Annotated in this window: 17 protein-coding genes and 1 pseudogene; 8 read left to right on the top strand and 10 right to left on the bottom strand. The window is 61.5% G+C overall.

What is annotated here, in order from left to right; translation table 11 throughout:
- The first annotated feature begins 76 nt into the window (after positions 1-76).
- Positions 77-1,129 carry a sugar phosphate isomerase/epimerase gene (locus L904_RS09220; protein ID WP_031233616.1) on the top strand — a complete coding sequence of 351 codons (1,053 nt, stop codon included), beginning with the start codon at positions 77-79 and terminating at the stop codon, positions 1,127-1,129.
- A gap of 21 nt (positions 1,130-1,150) precedes the next feature.
- Positions 1,151-2,338 (top strand): Gfo/Idh/MocA family protein, encoded by a 1,188-nt coding sequence (locus tag L904_RS09215; RefSeq protein WP_020809462.1) that lies wholly within the window; start codon positions 1,151-1,153, stop codon positions 2,336-2,338.
- A gap of 264 nt (positions 2,339-2,602) precedes the next feature.
- Here the strand turns inward: L904_RS09215 and L904_RS09210 are convergent, their stop codons facing one another.
- The 3 genes from L904_RS09210 to L904_RS09200 all read right to left on the bottom strand — a co-directional run bounded on the left by L904_RS09210 (position 2,603) and on the right by L904_RS09200 (position 4,599).
- Positions 2,603-2,851 carry a hypothetical protein gene (locus tag L904_RS09210; RefSeq protein WP_020809461.1) on the bottom strand — a complete coding sequence of 83 codons (249 nt, stop codon included), beginning with the start codon at positions 2,849-2,851 and terminating at the stop codon, positions 2,603-2,605.
- 118 nt (positions 2,852-2,969) lie between these two features.
- Complete coding sequence (locus L904_RS09205) at positions 2,970-4,241, bottom strand: glycerate kinase (protein ID WP_020809460.1); 1,272 nt, start codon at positions 4,239-4,241, stop codon at positions 2,970-2,972.
- Positions 4,242-4,245: 4 nt separating this feature from the next.
- Positions 4,246-4,599 (bottom strand): DUF1304 domain-containing protein, encoded by a 354-nt coding sequence (locus L904_RS09200; protein ID WP_020809459.1) that lies wholly within the window; start codon positions 4,597-4,599, stop codon positions 4,246-4,248.
- A gap of 233 nt (positions 4,600-4,832) precedes the next feature.
- On the opposite strand from L904_RS09200, the gene L904_RS09195 reads away from it, so the two are divergent.
- From L904_RS09195 to L904_RS28605, 3 genes and pseudogenes are all read left to right on the top strand, one after another.
- Positions 4,833-5,597, top strand: a complete 765-nt coding sequence (locus L904_RS09195; RefSeq protein WP_020809458.1) for an ImuA family protein — start codon at positions 4,833-4,835, stop codon at positions 5,595-5,597.
- The gene (locus L904_RS09190; RefSeq protein WP_020809457.1) at positions 5,512-7,029 is read left to right on the top strand and encodes a DNA polymerase Y family protein; all 1,518 of its coding nucleotides are present in this window, start codon (positions 5,512-5,514) and stop codon (positions 7,027-7,029) included. The genes L904_RS09195 and L904_RS09190 overlap by 86 nt, the downstream gene beginning before the upstream one ends.
- A pseudogene (locus tag L904_RS28605) lies at positions 7,026-7,364 on the top strand (PHP domain-containing protein); the annotation flags it as partial. The gene L904_RS09190 and the pseudogene L904_RS28605, both read left to right, overlap by 4 nt.
- 177 nt (positions 7,365-7,541) lie before the next feature.
- Here L904_RS28605 and L904_RS28600 read toward each other — a convergent pair.
- Positions 7,542-7,715: a hypothetical protein gene (locus tag L904_RS28600; protein WP_371259429.1), complete on the bottom strand. Its 174-nt coding sequence runs from the start codon at positions 7,713-7,715 to the stop codon at positions 7,542-7,544.
- On the opposite strand from L904_RS28600, the gene L904_RS28595 reads away from it, so the two are divergent.
- Together L904_RS28595 and L904_RS28590 are read left to right on the top strand one after the other, a co-directional pair.
- Positions 7,692-8,630, top strand: a complete 939-nt coding sequence (locus L904_RS28595) for a hypothetical protein (protein ID WP_371259690.1) — start codon at positions 7,692-7,694, stop codon at positions 8,628-8,630. The genes L904_RS28600 and L904_RS28595 overlap by 24 nt on opposite strands.
- Positions 8,627-10,300 carry an OB-fold nucleic acid binding domain-containing protein gene (locus L904_RS28590; RefSeq protein WP_371259689.1) on the top strand — a complete coding sequence of 558 codons (1,674 nt, stop codon included), beginning with the start codon at positions 8,627-8,629 and terminating at the stop codon, positions 10,298-10,300. The genes L904_RS28595 and L904_RS28590 overlap by 4 nt, the downstream gene beginning before the upstream one ends.
- A 14-nt stretch (positions 10,301-10,314) precedes the next feature.
- Here the strand turns inward: L904_RS28590 and L904_RS09180 are convergent, their stop codons facing one another.
- Positions 10,315-10,953 (bottom strand): bifunctional 2-polyprenyl-6-hydroxyphenol methylase/3-demethylubiquinol 3-O-methyltransferase UbiG, encoded by a 639-nt coding sequence (locus tag L904_RS09180; protein ID WP_020809455.1) that lies wholly within the window; start codon positions 10,951-10,953, stop codon positions 10,315-10,317.
- 83 nt (positions 10,954-11,036) lie between these two features.
- Complete coding sequence (locus L904_RS09175; protein ID WP_020809454.1) at positions 11,037-11,975, bottom strand: AraC family transcriptional regulator; 939 nt, start codon at positions 11,973-11,975, stop codon at positions 11,037-11,039.
- 182 nt (positions 11,976-12,157) lie between these two features.
- Between L904_RS09175 and L904_RS09170 the strand changes: the two genes are divergently transcribed.
- Positions 12,158-13,375 carry an MFS transporter gene (locus L904_RS09170; RefSeq protein WP_031233615.1) on the top strand — a complete coding sequence of 406 codons (1,218 nt, stop codon included), beginning with the start codon at positions 12,158-12,160 and terminating at the stop codon, positions 13,373-13,375.
- 46 nt (positions 13,376-13,421) lie between these two features.
- Here the strand turns inward: L904_RS09170 and L904_RS09165 are convergent, their stop codons facing one another.
- From L904_RS09165 to L904_RS09150, 4 genes are read right to left on the bottom strand one after another with little or no spacing between them, the layout of a single operon-like run.
- Positions 13,422-14,156 (bottom strand): FadR/GntR family transcriptional regulator, encoded by a 735-nt coding sequence (locus tag L904_RS09165; protein ID WP_003523755.1) that lies wholly within the window; start codon positions 14,154-14,156, stop codon positions 13,422-13,424.
- A gap of 18 nt (positions 14,157-14,174) precedes the next feature.
- On the bottom strand, positions 14,175-15,155 hold the full coding sequence (gene yjfF, locus L904_RS09160) for a galactofuranose ABC transporter, permease protein YjfF (RefSeq protein WP_020809452.1): 981 nt from the start codon (positions 15,153-15,155) through the stop codon (positions 14,175-14,177).
- Positions 15,152-16,195, bottom strand: a complete 1,044-nt coding sequence (locus tag L904_RS09155; RefSeq protein WP_031233613.1) for an ABC transporter permease — start codon at positions 16,193-16,195, stop codon at positions 15,152-15,154. Before L904_RS09155 ends, yjfF begins: the two co-directional genes overlap by 4 nt.
- Positions 16,195-17,718, bottom strand: coding sequence for a sugar ABC transporter ATP-binding protein (locus L904_RS09150; RefSeq protein ID WP_020809450.1), 1,524 nt, complete (start codon positions 17,716-17,718; stop codon positions 16,195-16,197). The genes L904_RS09155 and L904_RS09150 overlap by 1 nt, the downstream gene beginning before the upstream one ends.
- Positions 17,719-17,737: the final 19 nt, after the last annotated feature.

Genomic DNA, 17,737 nt, shown 5'->3' with positions numbered 1-17,737 from the left:
ATCACGAGCGGTTAGCTTGGCGCTTGGGAAAAAAGCGGATTACCGCGAAACTGTATCGATGCAGGAGGAGATTTTTATGAGAACGATCAAGGGGCCGGGTCTTTTTCTCGGCCAGTTTGCCGGCGATGCCGCACCCTTCAACAGCTGGGACGGCATTACCAAATGGGCGGCGGAAAAAGGCTACCTCGGCGTGCAGGTGCCGACCTGGGCCGGGCAGCTGATCGATCTCAAAAAAGCAGCGGAATCGAAAGATTATTGCGACGAGTTCGCCGGTGTCGCACGCCAGAACGGCGTGGAAGTGACCGAGCTTTCCACCCATCTGCAGGGCCAGCTTGTCGCCGTTCATCCCGCCTATGACGAGGCCTTTGACGGTTTTGCCGCACCGGAAGTGCGCGGCAACCCCAAGGCGCGTCAGCAATGGGCGGTGGAGCAGGTGAAGCTGGCGCTGAAGGCGTCGAAAAACCTTGGCATCAAGGCCCACGCCACATTCTCCGGAGCGCTTGCCTGGCCCTTCGTCTACCCGTGGCCGCAGCGCCCGGCTGGTCTGGTGGAAACGGCCTTCGACGAACTGGCGAAACGCTGGACGCCGATCCTCGATTACGCCGATGAGCAGGGTGTGGATGTCTGCTACGAAATCCATCCGGGCGAAGACCTGCATGATGGCGTGACGTTTGAGATGTTCCTGGAGCGGGTGAAGAACCACAAGCGCGCCAACATGCTCTACGATCCCTCGCATTACATTCTGCAATGCCTCGATTATCTCGACAATATCGACATCTACAAAGACCGTATCAAGATGTTCCACGTCAAGGATGCGGAGTTCAATCCGACCGGGCGGCAAGGCGTTTATGGCGGTTATCAGGGCTGGGTGGAGCGGGCTGGCCGGTTCCGTTCGCTGGGCGACGGGCAGGTGGATTTCGGTGCGGTTTTCTCGAAAATGGCGGCCAATGATTTCGATGGCTGGGCCGTAGTCGAATGGGAATGCGCGCTGAAGCACCCTGAAGACGGTGCTCGGGAAGGAGCCGAATTCGTCAAGGCGCATATCATCCGTGTCACGGAAAAAGCCTTTGACGATTTCGCATCGAGCGGCACGGACGACGCGGCCAACCGCCGTATGCTTGGGCTTTGAGAGCATTTCAGGGGAGATATTATGGCTATTGAAGGAAAGACAACCGACAAGGCGAACAGGCGGATTCGCCTTGGCATGGTGGGGGGCGGTTCGGGTGCATTTATCGGCGGCGTTCACCGCATGGCCGCGCGGCTCGACAATCGCTTCGATCTCGTGGCGGGGGCCCTGTCCTCGACGCCGGAAAAATCCCTCGCTTCCGGCCGTGAGCTGGGGCTCGATCCCGAGCGCTGCTACGGTTCGTTCGAGGAAATGGCCGAAAAGGAAGCGCTGCGCGAGGATGGCATAGAGGCGGTGGCGATCGTCACGCCCAACCATGTGCATTATCCGGCCGCCAAGGCGTTTCTGGAGCGCGGCATCCATGTCATCTGCGACAAGCCGCTGACCTCCAATCTGGAGGACGCCAAAAAGCTGAAGCAGGTGGCCGACAAGGCCGATGCGCTGTTCATCCTGACGCATAATTATACCGGCTATCCCATGGTGCGGCACGCGCGGGAAATCGTGGAGGCCGGTGAACTCGGCAATATCCGTCTGGTGCAGATGGAATATCCGCAGGACTGGCTGACGGAGGCGGTGGAACAGACCGGTGCGAAACAGGCTGTCTGGCGTACCGATCCGGCGCAATCGGGCGTCGGCGGCTCCACCGGCGATATCGGCACCCACGCCTATAATCTCGGCTGCTTCATTTCCGGTCTGGAAGCGGATGAGCTGGCGGCGGATGTGCACACCTTTGTCGAAGGCCGCCGGCTTGACGACAATGCGCATGTGATGCTGCGCTTCAAGCCGAAGGGCGGCAAGCAGGCGGCCAAGGGGCTGCTCTGGTGCAGCCAGGTTGCGGTCGGCCACGAAAACGGGCTGAAGGTTCGTGTTTATGGCGACAAGGCCGGCATCGAGTGGACGCAGGCCGACCCGAACTATCTCTGGTTCACGAAGCTTGGCGAGCCCAAGCAGTTGATCACCCGTGGCGGCGCCGGGGCAGGGGCTGCCGCAGCGCGCGTCACCCGCATTCCGTCCGGCCACCCTGAAGGTTATCTCGAAGCCTTCGCCACCATCTACACCGAGGCGGCGCATGCCATCGAAGCCCGCCGCACCGGCTCGGCGCTCGACAAGGCGGTGATTTACCCGACCGTGGATGACGGGGTTAAAGGTGTCGCTTTCGTCACGGCCTGCATCGAGTCCGCCAAGAAGAATGGCGGCTGGGTGAAGCTGTAAGATTGTGCGCGGCGTATTTCTTCTCCCCGCCGGGGAGAAGGTGGCCCGAAGGGTCGGATGAGGGGGCAAGCTCTCGGTTTATCTCTACCGGTGCCCCCTCATCCCGCTGCCGCGACCTTCTCCCCGACGGGGAGAAGAAACAAGCGGCGCGCGCTTGCGTCATCGCGCAGCTCTTTGGGCTCAGGACTATCGGTTAACGGCAGAAGTTGACGGCTGTAGGGTGGCCGGGATGTGGAGCTTGGTCTGCCCCATCTGACGACGTTATCAATTAACGCGTGTCGTCTGCGTCTGCACCCTTTCCGTTATGGGGCAACCGTCCTGAAGCTTGGTCCAGGACGAAACGTTGAGCTTCATCTCGCAGCGCGCGAGATAAGAGCCGCCATCGACCTTCAGGCAGGATGTCTGGCCGAGCTGGAACATGACGCCGCGATTTCGGCATTTGCAATTGTGGGCATCCGCCAAAGTCGGAATAAGGGCCATGATCAGGCCAAGTATGAGCACTCCAGGACGCATGGCTGAGGCTCCAAAGGATATCCTGCCAGATTACTCCTGTCCGAGGGCATAGTCAAAACGTCTTCCCTCCGCGATCCACGCGCGGGAAAGCCCGTAATCGCTGCTAACTTCTCCGCTATCATCCGATCAAGATCGCGCGGATATCATTCACATTCGTCAGCGTCGGCCCCGTCACGACAAGGTCTCCTGCTGCCTTGAAAGCGGTGTAGCTGTCGTGGCTCATGAGCGACTGACGCGGATCGACACCGGCTTTGCGCATGCGGGCAAGCGTGTCCGGTGTCACCACCGCACCCGCCGCATCCTCCACGCCGTCTATGCCGTCGCTATCGCCGGCAATGGCCCAGATGCCTTCCGCACCTTTGAGCGTCAGCGCAAGGCTCAGCAGGAATTCCGTGTTGCGGCCGCCCTTGCCGGCCGGCCCCTTGCCGATCGTCACTGTGGTTTCGCCGCCGGAAAGCAGTACGGCCGGGCCCTTGACCGGCAGGCCCTTGCGGCTGGCGGAAAGAGCGATACCGGCCATGACAGCGCCGACATCTTTTGACTCGCCCTCCAGCGAATCCCCGAGGATAAGCGGCGTAAGCCCGAGCTTTACGGCCTCATCCGCCGCTGCCTGCAGGGCGAGCGAGGGGGCTGCGATCAGCCGGATATCCTCTTCAATATCGCCCGCTTTCGGTGTTTCCTCACCCTTTTCCAGCACCCTGCGCACCGTTTCGGGAAGATCGAGCGCATAACGGGAGACGATTTCCCGCACGGTTTCAATATCGCTCGGATCTGCAACCGTCGGGCCGGAGGCGATTTCGGACGGATCGTCACCCGGCACATCCGAAATCAGCAGAGAAACAACCTTGGCCGGCTTGGCGGCCAGCGCCAGCCGTCCGCCCTTGATGCGGGAGAGATGTTTGCGCACCGCGTTCATTTCGGAAATCGTCGCACCGCTGGCCAAAAGGGCACGATTGACGGCCATCTTGTCGGCAAGCGTCATGCCTTCGGCAGGCGCCACCATCAGCGCCGAACCGCCGCCGGAAATCAGCGCGATCACCATGTCGTCCGCCGTCAGCCCCTCAACGGCGGCAAGAATGCGTTTTGCCGCTTCCGCGCTTTTATCGTCGGGCACGGGGTGCGAGGCCTCGATGATCTCGATGCGTGTGGTCGGGGCGGCATGGCCGTAACGTGTCACCACCACACCGGAGAGATCGACATGCGGCCATGCCGCTTCAAGCGCAGCGGCCATGGCGGCCGAAGCCTTGCCAGCGCCCACCACCACACATCTGCCCTTGGGCGGGGAAGGAAGATGGTGTTGCAGCACCTTTGCGGGATCGGCGCTCGCGACGGCGGCCATGAATATGCGGTTGAGAGCGTCTCTTGCGGACGTGTCGTTCCATGCGCTCATCGGTTCATACTCCGATCCAGAGGAAGCCGAGCGCGAACAATGCCGGCAATGCCTGAATGAACAGGATCTTCATATTGGCTGTCATGGCGCCGAAAATACCGGCCACCAGAACGCAGGCGAGGAAGAACACCTTGAAACTCAGCCCTTCATCGCCCTGCATCAGCCCATAGATCAGCCCCGCCGCCAGAAACCCGTTATAAAGGCCCTGATTGGCGGCCAGCACTTTTGTCTGCCGGGCAAAATCCGCAGAAAGGCCGAAGGCTTTGCGGCCAGCGGGCTTTTCCCACAGCAGCATTTCCAGAATGACGATGTAGATGTGGATGGCCGCAACCACGGCAATCAGAATGCTGGCGATCATGGGCGGCTTTCCTCCAAAAACCTTGAGGTCCTGCCTCGGTCGTCTTCATGCGAAAACAGACGGCCGGCCGGACAATTCCGTTTTAGCGGCGGCACGTATGGCCGCAAGGCCATAATCCCGCTCTTCCCGTGCAAACTGTTGAAGAGCGGCACTGCATTGCTTGACTCTTTGCTGAAATAAGAACAAAACAGGAACAATAGAATTGAAAATCCGGAATTGAAACCTGTCATGCCATGCAAAAGCGCGCGGATCAGTTGCTCGTTGTGGAAGAGCTGCGTGAAAGGCTGGAAAGGATCGGTAACGGCGCTCCGCGCCTGCACGAGACCTTGCCTTTCGGCGTGGATGCCATCGACCACCACCTGCCGGGAGGCGGGCTGAAGCTCGGTTGTCTGCATGAGGTGAGCGGCGGCGGCAATGGCGCTGCCGATGGCGCGGCGGCCGCCCTTTTTGCGGCCGGTGTGGCAGCACGGCTTTCCGGCAAGGTTTTATGGTGTGTCACCCGCCGGGATCTGTTCATGCCGGGGCTGACGCAGGCGGGCCTGTCGCAGAACCGGGTCATCATCGTTGAATGCCGTGATGAGAAAGGTGTGCTCGACTGTTTCGAGGAGGGTTTGCGCTGCAACGGCTTCGGCGCGGTGATGGGCGAAGTGGCAAAACTGCCGATGAACGCCTCGCGGCGGCTGCAACTGGCGGCGGAAACCTCCGGTGTTACAGGCGTTGCCATCCGCCGTTTCCGGCGTGCGGCCGATGCGGCGCTGTTCGGAGAGCCGACGGCGGCGGTGACCCGCTGGCGCATCTCCGTCCGGCCCTCATCCCCCTTGCCGGTGCCGGGGGTGGGCAGACCGCGCTGGTTTCTGGAACTTTTGCGATGTCGTGGCGGCGAAAGTGCCGAATTTGAAGTGGAAGCCTGTGATGCAAAGGGTCGTCTCGCTCTACCTGCCGACATGGCCGACGGATCGTTTCCGGCGTCTTTCGGGCAAGGACGCGCCGCCGGTTGAAAAGCCGCTGGTCATGATCGGCCGCCAGGGCAGCCGCCGGCTGGTGCTGGCGCTCGACAAGGCGGCAAAGGCGGCCGGCATCCGGCCCAGCACGCCGGTCAGCAAGGCGCAGGCGCTGGTGCCGGGCCTTATCGTGGAAGATATGGATACGGCTGGTGATGCCCGCGCGCTGCAGCAGCTGGCCTTTCATTTCCTGCGCATCTATGCCCCCATTGTCGCCGCCGACCCGCCGGACGGGCTGGTGCTGGACACAGCGGGTGCGGACCATCTGCATGGCAATGAGGCGCTGATGCTGAGCGGCATGGTCAACCGCCTGCATGCCGCCGGTTTTGCCGCCCGCGCCGCCATTGCCGATAGCTGGGGGGCTGCCCATGCGCTGGCGCGCTTTGGCCGCGAGGAGATCGGCATCGTGCCGCCGGGCGGGCAGCGGGTGGCGATCAGCGGCTTGCCGCTTTCTGCGCTCAGGCTGGAAGAGCGTATCGTTTCCGGGCTGAAGGTGCTCGGTTTCCGCAGCATCGGCGAGCTTGCCGAAGCCCCGCGCGCGCCGCTGACCCTGCGTTTCGGCCCCGAGCTCGTGCGCCGTCTTTCCCAGGCTTTCGGAGAGATCGGCGAACCCATAGAACCGGTGCGCGTGGCCGAGCTGGTGGAGGTGCGCCGCGCCTTTCCCGAGCCGATTGCGGCGGCGGAAACGATTGCCCGTTACACGCAAAAGCTGGTTGCGGAGCTTTGTGTCGCACTGGAAAAGCGCGGCCTCGGCGCCCGCCGTGTCGATCTGGTGCTGCACCGGGTGGATAGCGGCCTGCAGGCGGTGCGGGCCGGCACCTCCAGACCGGTGCGCGATGTCAAGCAGCTTGTCCGGCTTCTGACCGACCGTATCGACACCATCGATCCCGGTTTCGGCATCGAGATGATGGTGCTGACCGCCACCCATGCCGAGCCGCTTGTCGCCGCGCAGGCCCGTTCCTCGCTTCTGGAGGAGGGACGCGTGGACATCGCCGATACGGTCGATGTTATCCTCAACCGCGGTCACAGGGTCTATCGTTATGCGGCGGTGGCGAGCGATGTGCCGGAGCGCTCCGTTGCCCCCGTTGCGGCGCTTGCGCCTGAGGATACGCTCGGCTGGCCCGGTCACTGGCCGCGTCCGGTCAGGCTTTTTGCAAGGCCGGAAGCCATCGAGACGCTGGCGCTGCTGCCGGACCATCCGCCGCGTTATTTCCTCTGGAAGGGCATTCGCCACAATGTGCGCCGCGCCGATGGGCCGGAGCGGGTGTTCGGCGAATGGTGGAAACGCGACCGGGAAAAGGCCGCTGTGCGCGATTATTTCACGGTGGAAAATGAAAGCGGCGAGCGCTTCTGGATTTTCCGTTCCGGTGACGGCGAACATGCCGAGACCGGCTCGCAGGGCTGGTTCATCCACGGGGTTTTCGCATGAATACGCCGCTTTATGCCGAACTTCAGGTGACCACGCATTTCTCCTTCCTGCGCGGTGCAAGCTCCTGTGAGGAGCTGTTCGAACAGGCCAAAAATCTTGGCATCGAGACGCTGGGCATCGTGGATCGCAACAGCCTTGCGGGCATTCCCCGCGCTTACGAAGCCGCCAATAATCATGGCATCCGCCTCGTCATCGGCTGCCGGCTCGATCTGGATGATGATATCTCCGTGCTTGCCTATCCCATGGATCGCGCGGCTTATGGCCGGCTTTGCCGGCTGCTTTCCGTTGGCAAGAAAAGGGGGGGCAAGGGCAAATGCCGGCTGACATGGGATGACCTCGTTACCTATGGCGAAGGCCTGATCGTGGTGCTGCTCGCCGATCTGGCAGACGATCTCTGCGCGCTTCGCCTGCGCCGGCTGAAGACAGCCTTTGCGGACCGGGCCTATATGGCGCTTAGCCTCCGAAGACGGCCCAACGACCAGATGCGTCTTTTCGAACTGTCGAACATGGCGCTAGCCGCAGATGTCCCGACCGTGGTGACCAATGACGTGCTGTTTCATGTGCCCGAGCGGCGCATGCTGCAGGATGTCGTCACCTGCATCAGGCACAATTGCACCATCGATGAGGCGGGTTTCCGGCGCGAACGCCATGCCGACCGCTATATGAAGCCGTCGGAAGAAATGCACCGGCTGTTTGCCCGCTATCCCGAAGCGCTGGCCCGCAGCCTTGAAATCGCGAAGCGCTGCAAATTTTCGCTGAAGGAACTGGTCTATCAATATCCCGAGGAGCGCACCCTGCCAGGGCTAACGGCGCAGCAGGCGCTGGAAAAGCTGGTCTGGGAGGCGGTGCCGGGGCGTTATCCGCATGGTTTGCCGGAGAAGGTTGAAAAGGCTTTGCATCACGAACTTGGCCTGATCGGCAGACTGGAATACGCTCCCTATTTCCTGACGGTGAATGCTATCGTTCGCCATGCACGCTCGCTGGATATTCTCTGTCAGGGACGTGGCTCGGCCGCCAATTCGGTGGTGTGTTACGTGCTTGGCATTACCGCCATCGATCCCGTCAAGGTCGATCTCCTGTTTGAACGTTTCGTTTCTGAGGAGCGGCGCGAACCGCCTGATATCGATGTGGATTTCGAACATCAGCGGCGCGAGGAGGTCATCCAGTGGGTCTATGATACCTATGGTCGCGACAAGGCCGCACTGTGCTCGGTCGTCACCCGTTATCGCGGGCGCGGGGCCTTGCGCGATGTCGGCAAGGTTCTGGGCCTGCCCGAAGATTTGACGAAACTTCTATCCTCACAGGTCTGGGGCTGGAGCGAAGAGGTAGACGAGAAGCAGGTGAAGGAGCTGAACCTCAATATGGAGGATCGTCGTCTGAAGCTTGCCCTTGAACTGGCCAACCAGCTTGTAGGCACGCCGCGTCACCACAGCCAGCATCCGGGGGGCTTCGTCTTGACCCATGACCGGCTGGATGAACTGGTCCCGATCGAACCCGCTGCCATGGACAAGCGGCAGATCATCGAATGGGACAAGGACGATGTCGATATCATGAGGTTCATGAAAATGGACTGTCTGGCGCTCGGCATGCTCTCTGCATGAAGCGCGGCTTCAACATGCTGGAAGAACGTACTGGTGATAAGTACGATCTCGCTACCGTGCCGCAGGATGACGATCCCACCTATGAGATGATCCAGAAGGCCGATACGCTCGGCACCTTCCAGATTGAAAGCCGGGCGCAGATGTCGATGCTGCCGCGTCTGAAGCCGGCAAAATTCTACGACCTCGTCATTCAGGTCGCCATTGTTCGTCCTGGCCCCATTCAGGGTGATATGGTGCACCCATATTTGCGACGCCGTGACAAGAAAGAGGATGAACATTATCCGAAGGAGGAATTGAGAGGAGTGCTGGGCAAGACGCTCGGCGTTCCGCTGTTTCAGGAGCAGGCCATGCGCGTCGCCATCGAATGCGCGGGTTTCTCCCCCGGCAAGGCGGATCAGTTGCGCCGTGCCATGGCAACCTTCAAGAATGTCGGCACCATCTCCAAATTCAGGCAAGACCTGATCGATGGCATGGTCGCGCGCGGTTATGAGCAGGAATTCGCCGAACGTATCTTCAAACAGCTCGAAGGTTTCGGCAGCTATGGTTTCCCCGAAAGCCATGCGGCTTCCTTCGCGCTGATTGCTTATGCTTCCTCATGGCTGAAGTGCCACCATCCTGATATTTTCTGCACGGCGCTTCTCAATTCGCAACCCATGGGGTTTTACGCCCCGGCGCAGATCGTGCGCGATGCGCGTGATCATGGCGTGGAGGTGCGCCCGGTCTGCGTCAATAATAGCCGCTTCGACTGCACGCTGGAACCGACCGGCAAGAGGGACACCAATGGCAGAGAGCGTTATGCCGTGCGGCTAGGTATGCGTCTGGTGAAGGGACTTTCCAACAAACACGCTGCCGATATCGTCGCCGGCCGGCAGGACCGGGCTTTTGCCTCGGTGGATGATCTCTGGCGCAGGGCCGGCGCTCCTGCCGCTGCCCTCGTCTGTCTGGCCGAAGCCGATGCCTTTCTGCCGTCGCTTTCGCTTGCCAGACGTGAAGCGCTCTGGGCCATCAAGGCTTTGCGGGACGAGCCGCTGCCGCTTTTTGCCGCCGCCGCCAGCCGGGAAAATGCTGTCGTGGACGAGCTTCAGGAACCCGCCGTCGCGCTCAGGCCCATGACGGATGGCGGCGAGGTGGTGCAGGATTACGGTCATGTGGGGCTCACCCTGCGCGAACATCCCATGACCTTCCTGCGGCGCGATCTTTCCCGCCGTCGCATCGTTACCTGTGCGGAGGCGGTGCGTGTGCGGGATGGCACATGGCTGGAAACGGCGGGTCTGGTGCTGGTGCGCCAGCGCCCCGGCTCGGCCAAGGGCGTGATTTTCATGACGCTGGAGGATGAGACGGGCATTGCCAACGCTGTCCTTTGGGTCAATACCTTCGAAAAATACCGGCGTGTGGTGCTGTCTGCCGGCATGGTCGGCATTTACGGCAAGATCCAGCGGGAAGGCGAGGTGGTGCATCTGGTCGCCCACCGGTTGGCCGATCTGTCGGAAGCGCTGGCAAGTGTGGGCGAGCGCAACCGTGCCTTTCCCCTGCCGCATGGGCGTGGCGATGAGTTCCACCACGGCATGCCGCCGGAGGATCATCGCACTATTAGGAAACACCCGCCGGCTACAGTCGATGATGAAGATGATGTGGAGCGGATAAAGGTCATTTCCCGCAATTTTCATTGAAAAGGCGGTTCAGATTATCTTTTATGCGCCACGATATAAGGCCGCTTGTCATTGCCCTTTGTCGCGTGGAATTCCGTGGCCAGAATGTCGAAGCCTCCGGCTGTTATATGTCGGCTCAACTCGGTGGCGGTGAAGATGCCGGCATAGGGCGCCTTGCCGATTGCGCGCATGGCTGGCAACACAAGGCGGATGAGTGGGTTCATATCGCCGACGCAGGGTGTCTTGGTAATGAGAAGCCCCTGCGCGGTGAGCAGGGAATGGATGCGCCGCAATGTGCCGGGCAGATCGCGGACCAGATGAAGGTAATTGAAACCCAGAACCGCGTTAAACTGCGCGGGGTCGGGCACAAGCGTTTCCACGGTAGCCATGCTGAAAACGAGGTTGGTGAGAGAGCCGGCGGCGTGTTTTCTTTCCTCGGCAATCGCAATCATGTCGGCGGAAATATCCGTCGCAAGATAGTTTTTGACCCCGCCTGCCAGCCGGATTGCCGTTGTCCCGGTGCCGCAGCCCAGTTCCAGTACCCTGTCATCCGGTTTCAGCAGGGCGTGGGTCCGTTCCAGCGTGCGCGCATATCCGGTTTCGTCCGAAATCTTGCCCCCGGCATATTTCCGGGCAGACCGGTTCCAGAAACGGGCGTCGTCGGCAATGCTCATGGTGGATGCTCCCCGAACCTCACGCTTTCGCGTCAAGCGGATCTGATTTCACCCCGTATCCATATCCGTTTTATTTGAAGTTTTTAAGCCGCATCCTCCAGCCCGGCCGTGTCCTTCCTGCGGAACTGGCTGGGCGGCGCGCCGAGCACGCGTTTGAAGGCGCGGCTGAAGGAGGCTTCGGAATCGTAACCGAGCTTTTCCGCCGCCAGCGTTACGCGCATGCCTTCGCGCAGCCACAGCCGCGCCTGATGCATGCGCACGCGCACCACATAACGGGCCGGGCTTTCGCCCACTATGCGGGTGAAACGTTCCGCGAAACTGGAGCGGGATGCGCCCATCAGCGAGGCAAGCTCCTCCACGCTCCAGTCCTTTTCGGGGTTGAGGTGGATGGCGGCCAATACCCGCCCGAGTTCGGGATTGCGCACGGCGGCCAGCCAGCCGCTGGAATCGCCGCAGCCATATTCCACCCATGTGCGGATCAACGTCGCGGTCAGCACATCGGCAAGCCGTGCCAGAATGCCGCCCGCGCCCACGCGGTTCAGTTCCACCTCGCGCGTCATGGCTTCCAGCAGATGGGGGATAGCCGGGTCGCTTTTGGCCAGATCGCTGGTCAGCATCACATCCGGCATCAGCTGCAGCAGCGGGTGCAGATTGTCCATGTTGAAACGCATCGAGGCGGTAAAGGCGACGGTATCGCCGCCGGCGCTCGCGCATTCCATGTCGAAGATGCCCTGGCAGACTTCCTTCTTGCCGAAGCGGTCGAAAAGGGTGGGTTTCACATCCTCGCCGCTGCCCAGCACATGGGCGTGCCCTCGCGGCAGAAGCACGGCGTCACCGCAGGTCAGCGTCAGCCATTCGCCGGAAGGTTTCTGCAATTTCGCCTGACCGACGCCGATGAAATGAAACCGCGCGGCTTCCTGTTCGGGAAAGGCCGTCGCCCAGGGTGTGGCCATGCGGCACCGGCCGTATTCGACACCATCGAGCCTCAGGCCACGCAACATTTCGGTCAGGGCATCATTCATGGCGCTCTCGCAAATTCGGATGTTTGGTTAAGGAATATGGATTTTCTAGCATGGAAACGCCGGGATGTCACGCATAGCTTATGTGCATCGATTTGCGGTTGTTGAACCGGACTCCCACCGGTTTCACCATTTCGCCTTTCCGTTTCAGGACGCATTCCGGGAATGCGCATCAGGAGATTTTCATGAACAACCGGACCATAAACGAGCTTGAATATGTGCCGCGCAAGACAGAGCCGGATGCGAAATGGGCGGCCGTGGTTTCGCTTTCGCTCGGCGTTTTTGGGCTGGTGACGGCGGAATTCCTGCCGGTCAGCCTTCTCACGCCGCTTTCGGCCGATCTCGCCGTCAGCTCCGGCATTGCCGGTCAATCCATCACCGTTACGGCGCTGGTCGCGGCGGTCGCCGGCCCCGGCGTCGTCATCGGCACACGCAGCATCGACCGTCGCTGGACATTGCTTGGGCTGACCACGCTGCTGATCATTTCCAGCACGCTGGCCGCCTTCGCCAACGGTCTTTTCATGCTGTTCGCCTCGCGTGTCCTGCTCGGCATCGGCCTTGGCGGCTTCTGGGCCATGTCGGCGGCGCTGGCGCTGAGGCTCGTGCCGCTTGAAAAGATGCCGCGCGCCATGGCCATCATCCTGACAGGGGTTTCGGTTGCCACCGTCTGTGCAGCGCCGGTGGGCGCGTGGATCGGCGCGACGCTTGGCTGGCGCTCGGCCTTTGTCGTTGCGGGTGCGCTCGGTGTCATCGCACTTCTCGTGCAATTGCTCACCGTTCCGTCGCTACCGCCGGCTGGCGCACCCGGTCTTTCCACCATGTTCCGCCTGTTGCAGCGGCCGCAGGTCCGGATCGGCCTTCTGACGACGCTGTTCATCGTTGCGGGTCACTTTGCCGGCTTCACCTATGTCCGTCCGTTCCTGGAAGATGTGACGCTTCTTGGCGTCGAGGCGATTTCCCTCGTCCTTCTGGTTTATGGTGTCGGCGGTTTTTTCGGTAATCTTTTCGGCGGTTTCCTCTCCGAGAAAAACACGGCATGGGCAGTGACGTTCGCCGCGACTCTCATCGCGGCATCGGCTTCCGTTCTGGTCGTTGCGGGTGCGTCGCCCCTGATTGCCGGCCTTGCCATTGCCTCCTGGGGCTTTGCCTTCGGTGCGCTTCCGGTCAGTGTGCAGAGCTTCATCACGCGGGCCGCTTCCGATGAGGCGGAAAGCGCCGGTGCGCTGCTGCTCACCACGTTCCAGATCGCCATTTCCAGCGGTGCGGTTCTGGGCGGCCTGCTGATCGATCTTCAGGGGGCGACGATGGTTTTCGTCTTCGTGGCGATTGCCGCCCTTCTCGGCGCATCGCTGATGGCGTCGCGCCGTGGCGTGGTGCCGCAGGTCGAGGCATCGCAGGGGTAATTGGTCGAAGAAACCGGACCCGCATTCCTGCGGGTCCTACTCCTCCTCAAACCGTCTTGATCGCCTTCTGCGTCCGGTCTTTACCGACCTCGATCACGTGGCGCATGGCTTTCACCGCCGCATCCGCGTCACGCGCCGCAATCGCATGCACGATACGCAGATGATTGGACGCGATTTCGGCGATGGTGCCAGGCGAAGCGGCCGGCGACGAGAGCTGGAAGGAAATGGCAAGTGCTGCTTCGATCAGCCCGCTTGCCGAGCGCATGAAGGGATTGCCGGACATATGCGCCACGGCAAGGTGGAATTCGAGATCGACCTTGGCGATGCTTTCGGGCGTATGTTTCGGATTGTCGAATTTGGCGGCGATGACGTAAAGCGAAACGATATCGTCATTGGAGGCCTGCAGGGCCGCTGCCGCCGCCGCCGCCGGTTCCAGCGCCAGGCGGATCTCCGCCAGATGCGTGACGAATTCCTGGTCTATGCCGGCCTCGCAGCGCCAGCCCAGCACATCCGGATCGAAGAAGTTCCAGCTTGAGCGGTCGAGAACGCGGGTGCCGACCTTCGCCTTGGGCTCCACCAGCCGCTTGGCCGCCAGCGTCTTCATGGTTTCGCGCAGCACGGTGCGCGAGACGCCGAAGCGCATGGAGAGTTCCGCGTCATTGGGCAGCAGGGAGCCTTCCGCAATTCTGCCCGAGACGATGGCGCTGCCGAGTTCGGAGACCACATGGGCGTGGCTGTTCCGGCGTTTTCGCCCGCTTATCGTCGTTTCGAGCAGCCCCAAGCAAGCCTCCCTTGGCAATTATGCCGGATGCGGTCCGGCCAGTCTCCTGTTTGAATACCAGATGATTGCGCGCTGCAACACGATGAAGATGAAAAGCAGCACACCGATGACGATTTTCGTCCACCAGGAGGAAAGCGTCCCGTCAAAAACGATGTAGGTCTGGATCAAGCCCTGTATCAGAAGGCCGATGAAGGTTCCCGCCACCAGCCCCGTGCCGCCGGTCAAAAGCGTGCCGCCAATGACGACGGCGGCGATGGCGTCGAGTTCCACGCCCACCGTCGCCAGCGAATAACCTGACGAAGTGTAGAGCGTATAGACGATGCCGGCGAGGCCGGAGAGAAAGCCGGAAAGCGCATAGATGCCGATGGTCGTCGCCCCGATCGGCACGCCCATCAGCTCGGCCGATTGCGGGTTGCCACCGAGCGCATAGACATTGGCGCCAAAGCGGGTGCGGCTGGCGATCAGCATGCCTGCGGCAAAGACGAGAAGCATCAGCATGGCGAGCGCCGTCAGCCTGCCGCCACCGGGGAAGCGGTAATAAAAACCCTGTATCGCATCGATGAAGGGATGCGAGATCGGCACGGACTGGGTGGAGATGAGGTAAGCCGCGCCGCGCGCCAGAAACATGCCCGCCAGCGTTACCACGAAGGGCGGGATGGCGAGGAAGCGGATCATCGCCCCCATCAGGCAGCCGAACAATGTCGAGACAACCAGCACGATGGCGAAGGCGAGCAGCGGATGCACATTATAGGTGCCGACCATCACGGCCACGAAGACGCTGGTAAACGCAATGACCGAACCGATGGAGAGATCGATGCCGCCAGACAGGATGACGAAGGTCATGCCGACCGCCGCAATGCCGAGAAAGGCGTTGTCGGTGAGAAGATTGCCGATCACCCGCGTGGAAAAGATCGCCGGATATTGCAGCACGCAGAGGAGATAGGCGATGACGAAGATCGTCAGCGTGGTGAGGAAGGGCAGGTTGCGGCTGTGGATCATCGCGCGGTTCCTTCCTTGGTCATGCCATTGGCGGCGGCCGGTTTGGCGTGTGGCTTGGGCGCTTTCACGAAGCCCAGCACCGTCATGATCGCCGGCGATTGCAGCGTCAGCACCACCATGATGATGCCGGCCTTGATGATGAGGTTGAATTCCGGCGGAAAGCCCGAGACGAGAATGCCAGTATTGATGGTCTGGATGATGAGCGCGCCGATCAGCGAGGCGGTGATGGAGAAGCGCCCGCCATTCAGCGAGGTGCCGCCGATGACAACGGCGAGGATGGCGTCCAGCTCCAGCCAAAGCCCGGCATTGTTGGCATCCGCGCCGCGAATGTCGGCGGTCACGATCATGCCGGCGATGGCCGCGCAGAGGCCGGAGACGGCATAGACGAAAAACAGCAGGAAGCGCGCCCGCACACCGGCAAGCGCTGCGGCGCGGCGATTGATGCCGGTCGCCTCGATCAGGAAACCGAGCGCGCTCTTGCGCACCAGAAGGCCGATCAGCAGTGCGGCCGCCACCCAGATGATGACGGGCAGCGGAATGCCAGCGAATGCGCCGGAACCGATGGCGGCAAAGCTGTCATTGTTGAAGGTGAGAATGACGCCTTCGGTGATGAGCTGGGCGATGCCGCGCCCCGCCACCATCAGGATCAAGGTGGCGATGATCGGCTGTATGTCGAGCAGGGCGACCAGCACGCCGTTCCACAGACCGCAGGCAATGCCCACCGCAAGCGAGATGACAATGACCGAAGGAATGGAATGGCCGTTGCTGATGAGCGTGGCAGCGACCGCGCCGCAGATGGCAATGACCGCGCCGATGGAAAGATCAATGCCCTTGGTGGCGATGACCAGCGTCATGCCGATGGTCAACAGCGCGACCGGTGCGGCGCGCACGAGAATATCCACCAGACTGCCATAGAGCCGGCCGTTCTGGAACGAGACATGCAGGAAACCCGGCGAAAGGATTGTAATCGCTGCCAGAATGATGAAGAGCGCGGCAAGCTGGGGAGCAAGCCTTTTGAAGCGTCGTGTCATTGCTGTCATCACGCCGCCTCCGTTTTCGCCGCATCGGCAATCGCCCGCATGATGTTGTCGGCGGTCACCTCGCCGCCCTTCAATTCGCTGACATGGCGGCGGTCGGAGAGCACGACGACACGATGGGCGACGGCGGTAAGCTCTTCCAGTTCGGAGGAGATGACGACAAGCGACATGCCCTCGCTGCAGAGTTTTTCGATCATTTTCAGGATTTCCGCATGCGCGCCGATATCGATGCCGCGTGTCGGCTCGTCGAGGATCAGCAGCCGGGGCTGGGTGGCGAGCCAGCGCGCCAGAATGGCCTTCTGCTGATTGCCGCCGGACAGGAATTTGATCGGCCGGTCGGGGTCGGCCGGGCGGATATCGAGCGACTTGATAAAGCTTTCGGCAAGCTCAGCCTTCTGCCGGCGCGAGAGCGGCCGTGCCCAGCCCTGCCGTGCCTGCAGCGCCAGGGCAATATTATCGGTAACGGAGAAGTCGCCGATGATGCCGTCCGTCTTGCGCTCTTCCGGACAGAATCCGAACCCGGCCGAGATCGCAGCTTCAGGAGACGAAATCGCCGCCGTCTTTCCGTCGATTGTCGCCGTGCCGGTATCGGGCCGGTCGATGCCGAACAGCAGGAAGGCGGTTTCGGTTCGGCCGGAGCCAAGGAGACCGGCGACGCCGACGATTTCTCCCGGGCGGATGCCGAGATCGAAGGGCCCGATGCTGCCGCGTTTGCCGTAACCTTCGAAACGGATCGGCGGCTCGCCCTCGGCAACCGTATCTTCGGTCGCCTGATGTTCATGGGTAATGTGCTGAAGCTCGCGACCGAGCATCATCGAAATGAGTTCGGATCTCGGCAGGCTGCCGATGTCGCGGGTGCCGACGAGGCGGCCATTGCGCAGCACCGTCACCCGGTCGGCGATATCATAGACCTGATTGAGGAAGTGGGTGATGATGACGATGCCGATGCCGCGGGCGCGCAGGTTTTTCAAAACCCCGAACAGCATCTCGACCTCATGGGCATCAAGGCTGGCGGTTGGCTCGTCCAGCACCAGCACCTTGCCGGAAAGATCGACGGCGCGGGCAATGGCGATGATTTGCCGGATGGCGACGGAATAACTTGAAAGAAGCGCGTTGACATCGATGGAAAGCCCGTATTGGGCAAGCAGCGCCTGCGAATTCTTTTGCATCGTGTTGCGGTCGATCAGCCCGAAGCGGCGCGGTTGGCGGCCGAGAAACAGGTTTTCGGCAACCGTCAAGTTTTCGAGAAGGTTCACTTCCTGATAGACCGTGCCGATGCCGAGCGCCTGCGCCTCGCCCACATTGGCGGGCGAAATCTCGCTGCCCTCCAGAAAGATCGAGCCGCTGTCGCGGTGATAAACGCCGGTCAGGATTTTGATGAGCGTCGATTTACCCGCGCCGTTTTCGCCGAGCAGGGCATGGATTTCACCATGTCCAAGCGAAAAATCGACGCCATCGAGCGCCGTGATCCCCAGAAAGGATTTGCCGATGGCGCGTGCTTCCAGAAGTGGTGCCGTTTCGGACATTGAGCAGGTTCCGCATGAA

This window comes from Agrobacterium sp. LY4 (assembly GCF_001526585.1).
Classification (GTDB): Bacteria; Pseudomonadota; Alphaproteobacteria; order Rhizobiales; family Rhizobiaceae; genus Agrobacterium; species Agrobacterium leguminum.
Note: the sequence above shows the minus strand (reverse complement) of the source record. Positions and strands in the feature narration are given on the sequence as shown.